Here is a 4652-nt window from a genome sequence, read left to right on the forward strand (position 1 = left end):
AAACCTCATCGGCAGCCAAGGCCAAATGATAGTTTATAACCGTGCGGATTTTACGGTAGAACAGTGCTGCTGAATTGGGATGGATACCCAAAATATCGGCCGCAGAACGGGCGGTAACTTCCAGCACAAAAAAACGGAGCAGTTCTTTCTGTACTTTTTTTCTTTAATTTGCAGTGTGTTATCTTCATATTTCGAGGGTAACATATCTGCTAATCTAGTACAGCCCCTTTTATTAACCTGCTATGTAAATAATGCTTTGTTTTCTTAAACCTATTTCCTTTTTTTGAAGACCTAATAGAAGCTATGACAATTTATGCCAACAAAGGCTACGACAGTATGGAAAACCAGCAATATTTGGAAGAGGATTACTTACAAGATAGCATTATACGTAAAGCCCTCTGAAGGTAGGTTTGTTTGAACTTACTGAAAACCGTCCATAAGCTAGTACGCCTATTTACGCCTAAAAAACGATCCGAATACCTAATGATTAGGTATCCGAAGAAGGAAAGGATAATTTTGGGAAAATAAAGGAAGATTTTAGAACGAAAACAGCCGAAATCCTGTATTTGGGATTCGGCTGTCGGATAAAGAGTTTTTTGCAAAGGCTCTGCCTGTTAACGGCTTTCAACAAGTTTAAACACATCTACCTTCAGAGAGCATTTACACATAATGCCTTCTGTAACTGGTTGTTCTTCCTAATTCGGCCTTTTGTTTACTCAGGCAAATTAAATATCGTATGTGGTTGAAGCGGTATCGCCGCCCTTACCTGTCCAGTTGGTATGGAAGAACTCGCCGCGCGGTTTGTCGGTACGCTCGTAAGTGTGCGCGCCGAAGTAGTCGCGTTGGGCTTGCAACAAGTTGGCAGGCAGGCTCGCGGAAGTGTAGCCGTCAAGGAAGGTAATGGCGGAAGCCATGCAAGGCATCGGAATGCTACATTCGATCGCTTTGGCAACGATTTTGCGCCATGCAGGCAGACAGGTTTCCAATACGCCTTTGAAATAAGGATCGGAACCCAAGAAGACTAAATCAGGATTGGCTTCGTATGCGTCGCGGATGTTGCCCAAGAACGCGCTGCGGATGATGCAGCCTTCACGCCACAAGAGGGCGGTGTTGCCGTAATTCAATGCCCAATCGTTGTTTTCGCTGGCTTCGCGGATCAGCATAAAGCCTTGTGCATAAGAAATGATTTTGGATGCCAACAGGGCTTGGCGCAAAGCATCTACCCATGCGGCTTTATCGCCTTCAATCGGGATAATGGTTTTGCCAAACAGGCTGTTTGCTTGGATGCGTTGGTCTTTAAACGCGGACACGCAACGTGCAAACACGGCTTCGGAAATCAGTGTCAACGGGATACCCAAATCGAGGGCATTGATGCCGGTCCATTTACCTGTACCTTTTTGACCTGCGGTATCAAGGATTTTTTCGACCAAAGGTTCGCCGTTTTCATCTCTGTAACCCAAAATCGCGGCGGTAATTTCAACCAGATAAGAATTCAGTTCGGTTTGGTTCCATTCGCTGAAAATGCGGTGCATTTCGTCGTAGCTCAGACCCAAGCCGTCTTTCATGAATTGGTACGCTTCGCAAATCAACTGCATATCGCCGTATTCGATGCCGTTGTGCACCATTTTGACGAAGTGGCCCGCACCATCGCGGCCAACCCAGTCGCAACAAGGCTCGCCTTGAGGCGTTTTGGCGGAGATGGCTTGGAAAATCGGTTTGACGGCAGGCCATGCGGCTTCATCGCCGCCAGGCATGATAGATGGGCCGTGACGCGCGCCTTCTTCGCCACCAGATACGCCGGCACCGATAAAGCGGATGCCTTTTGCCGCCAGCTCGTGTGTACGGCGGGTGGAATCAGGATAATTGGCATTGCCGCCGTCAATAATGATGTCGCCTTCGTCCAAAAGCGGAACGAGTTGCTCGATAAAATCGTCAACAACAGAACCAGCGCGTACCATCATCATGATTTTGCGTGGTTTCTCTAATTTATCAACCAGATCTTGCAGTGAATATGCGCCGATAATATTGGTATTTTTGGCTGCGCCGTTTAAAAAATCATCTACTTTGCTAGTCGTCCGGTTGTATGCAACAACTTTAAAGCCGTTGTCGTTCATGTTGAGAATCAGGTTTTGCCCCATTACGGCAAGGCCGATAACGCCAATGTCGCCTTTCATTTGGTGAAACTCCATTATTGATTAAATTTATCAAGCGTAACTCTAGCTGATTTACAACTTTTTAACAATCCTTAACTTTTTAATTTTTTGAAAAGATGCCTTTACGTTTCAGACGGCCTTTACCTTTGGGAAAACAAACTATAAATTAGATTTTAAATAATAAATAGAAGATGATATTGAGTGCTGCCACAGCTTGTTGATAACTTTGATTAAAACAATTTTTCAAATACTTAGCTGATATTTTTTGATGAGGATAAAGTATGGTCGGCCTTGTTTGTAGGTGTGGATAAATTTTTTCTGCTGCTCCATTCTGTGGGTAACTTTTTGCCTGTGCACAATCTTAGCTTGTTTTATACTTCTCCAATCGGAACTGATTGACTAGAGAAATAGTCAAATGGTTTTTTATTTCAAACTATTTTCATATTTCCTTTTGTTTAAGCTGGGAAAAGGCCGTCTGAAAATATTTCAATAAGGGTGTACATATGAAGTTTTCCTTTAGTATTAACCTGTTATCCGTTTTTATTTTGGCCGCTTGTGCGCAACGGCCGGTTCAAAAGCCTCAAGTTGCCCTGCCCTCCGTATCTGTGGATAACCATGCGCCGGAGCAAGGAACAGGGCTGACGGAGCAGAAGTTAATCCGTGCCAAGCATTATATGGCGGCGTCTGCCAATCCGCTGGCAACTGAAGCCGGTTATGAAATTTTGAAGCGCGGCGGCAGTGCGATAGATGCGATGATTGCCATGCAGACAACTTTGGGACTGGTTGAGCCGCAGTCTTCCGGATTGGGCGGCGGTGCGTTTTTGGTGTATTGGGACAATAAGGCGAAAAAGCTGACGACGTTTGATGCCCGTGAAACGGCGCCGAAAGCGGCAACGCCAGAACTTTTCTTAGACGAAAACGGCAAACCGATGGGCTTTATGAAAGCTGTGGTCGGCGGCCGTTCGGTCGGTGTGCCGGGGATTCCGAAGCTGCTCGAAGATGTCCACAAGCGTTACGGAAAATTGCCGTGGGCAAGTTTGTTTGAAAAACCGATTACTTTGGCGGAACAGGGTTTTGCTGTTTCTCCGCGTATGGCGAAATCCATCGAACAAAATTTGGAACCCTTGCAACGTTATCCGCAAACTGCTGCCTATTTCTTACCCGACGGCAAACCTTTGGCTGCGGGAACAGTTTTGAAAAATCCTGAATTTGCGCGTTCTGTGCGCCTGTTGGCGGAAAAAGGCAGTGCGCCGTTTTATCAGGGAATGCAGGCGCAGAATATTGTTCGTGCCGTTACCAGTGCTGTGGATAATCCTGGCAAAATCAGCATGGCGGATTTGAAAAACTATCAAGTTATCGAGCGTAAGCCGGTTTGTGCGCCGTATCGTGAATATGAAGTTTGCGGTATGGGCGCGCCAAGTTCGGGCGCGATTGCTTTGGGGCAGATTTTGGGCGTATTGCAAAATCAGAATATGAAGGCGTTGGGCGCGGAAAATATCCACAGTTGGCGCTGGATAGGCGATGCGTCGCGGATTGCTTTTGCCGACCGTGATTATTATGTCGGCGATCCTGCGTTTGTGAATGTTCCGACCCATGCCATGATTTCTCAGGCTTATTTGAAACCGCGTGCCGAAAAAATCCGCAAGGCTGACAAGGCATTGGAAACTATTCAGGCAGGCAAGTTTGGCAAGGTATACGCGCAAGGCATGGCGGTCGAGCTACCGTCCACCAGTCATTTGGTGGTTGTGGATAAAGACGGCAACGTCGTATCGATGACGACTTCGATTGAAAACGCGTTCGGTTCGGGGCTGATGGCAAACGGCTATCTGCTCAACAACGAATTAACCGATTTTGCCTTCAATCCTGTCGGAGAGGACGGTAAAACGGTGGCCAACAGCGTGGCAGGCGGCAAACGCCCGCGTTCTTCGATGGCGCCGACCATTGTGATGAAAGACGGAAAACCTTATATGGCGGTCGGTTCGCCGGGCGGCAGCCGCATTATCGGTTTCGTTGCTAAAACGTTGGTGGCACATATCGACTGGGGTATGGACATTCAGACGGCAATTTCACTGCCGAATATGCTCAATCGCGGCAGCCAGTATGAGATCGAGGAAAAAACCGCTGCAGCGGATAAAGCGGCTGCGTTGGAAAAACTGGGCTACAAAGTCCAAATCCGTGATTTGAATTCCGGCGTGCAAGGCATTGTGATCGGCAAAGACGGTTTGCTCGGAGGCGCCGACCCGCGCCGTGAAGGCAAGGTCATGGGCGATTGATATTGTCGGTTTGACATGAAAAAGGCCGTCTGAAACCAAATTCAGACGGCCTTTTTAGTTTTGGAAAATATATGGATAAGATGTGTATAAGAATAACGTTAAATTTTAATATTTTTATTTTTCAATAGGATAAAATGGATGAATATGTGGATAATTACTTGTGGAAAACAACATGATTTAGGCCGTCTGAACCTTTCAGACGGCCTGAGACCTTTGCAAAAAAGCC

At 46.6% G+C, this 4652-nt stretch carries 2 protein-coding genes and 1 pseudogene; 1 reads left to right on the plus strand and 2 read right to left on the minus strand.

From position 1 onward, the window contains the following. Both HMPREF2608_RS01480 and gnd read right to left on the minus strand, forming a co-directional pair. Positions 1-188, minus strand: a pseudogene (locus HMPREF2608_RS01480) (IS1595 family transposase); the annotation flags it as partial. 537 nt (positions 189-725) lie between these two features. Then, a complete protein-coding gene (gene gnd / locus HMPREF2608_RS01485; protein WP_070825741.1) occupies positions 726-2174 on the minus strand; it encodes a decarboxylating NADP(+)-dependent phosphogluconate dehydrogenase in 1449 nt (482 codons plus the stop codon). Positions 2175-2656: 482 nt separating this feature from the next. Between gnd and ggt the strand changes: the two genes are divergently transcribed. After that, the gene (gene ggt / locus HMPREF2608_RS01490) at positions 2657-4426 is read left to right on the plus strand and encodes a gamma-glutamyltransferase (protein WP_070825742.1); all 1770 of its coding nucleotides are present in this window, start codon (positions 2657-2659) and stop codon (positions 4424-4426) included. The last annotated feature ends 226 nt before the right edge of the window (positions 4427-4652 follow it).

The organism is Neisseria sp. HMSC064D07, assembly GCF_001837185.1.
Lineage (GTDB): Bacteria > Pseudomonadota > Gammaproteobacteria > Burkholderiales > Neisseriaceae > Neisseria > Neisseria flavescens_C.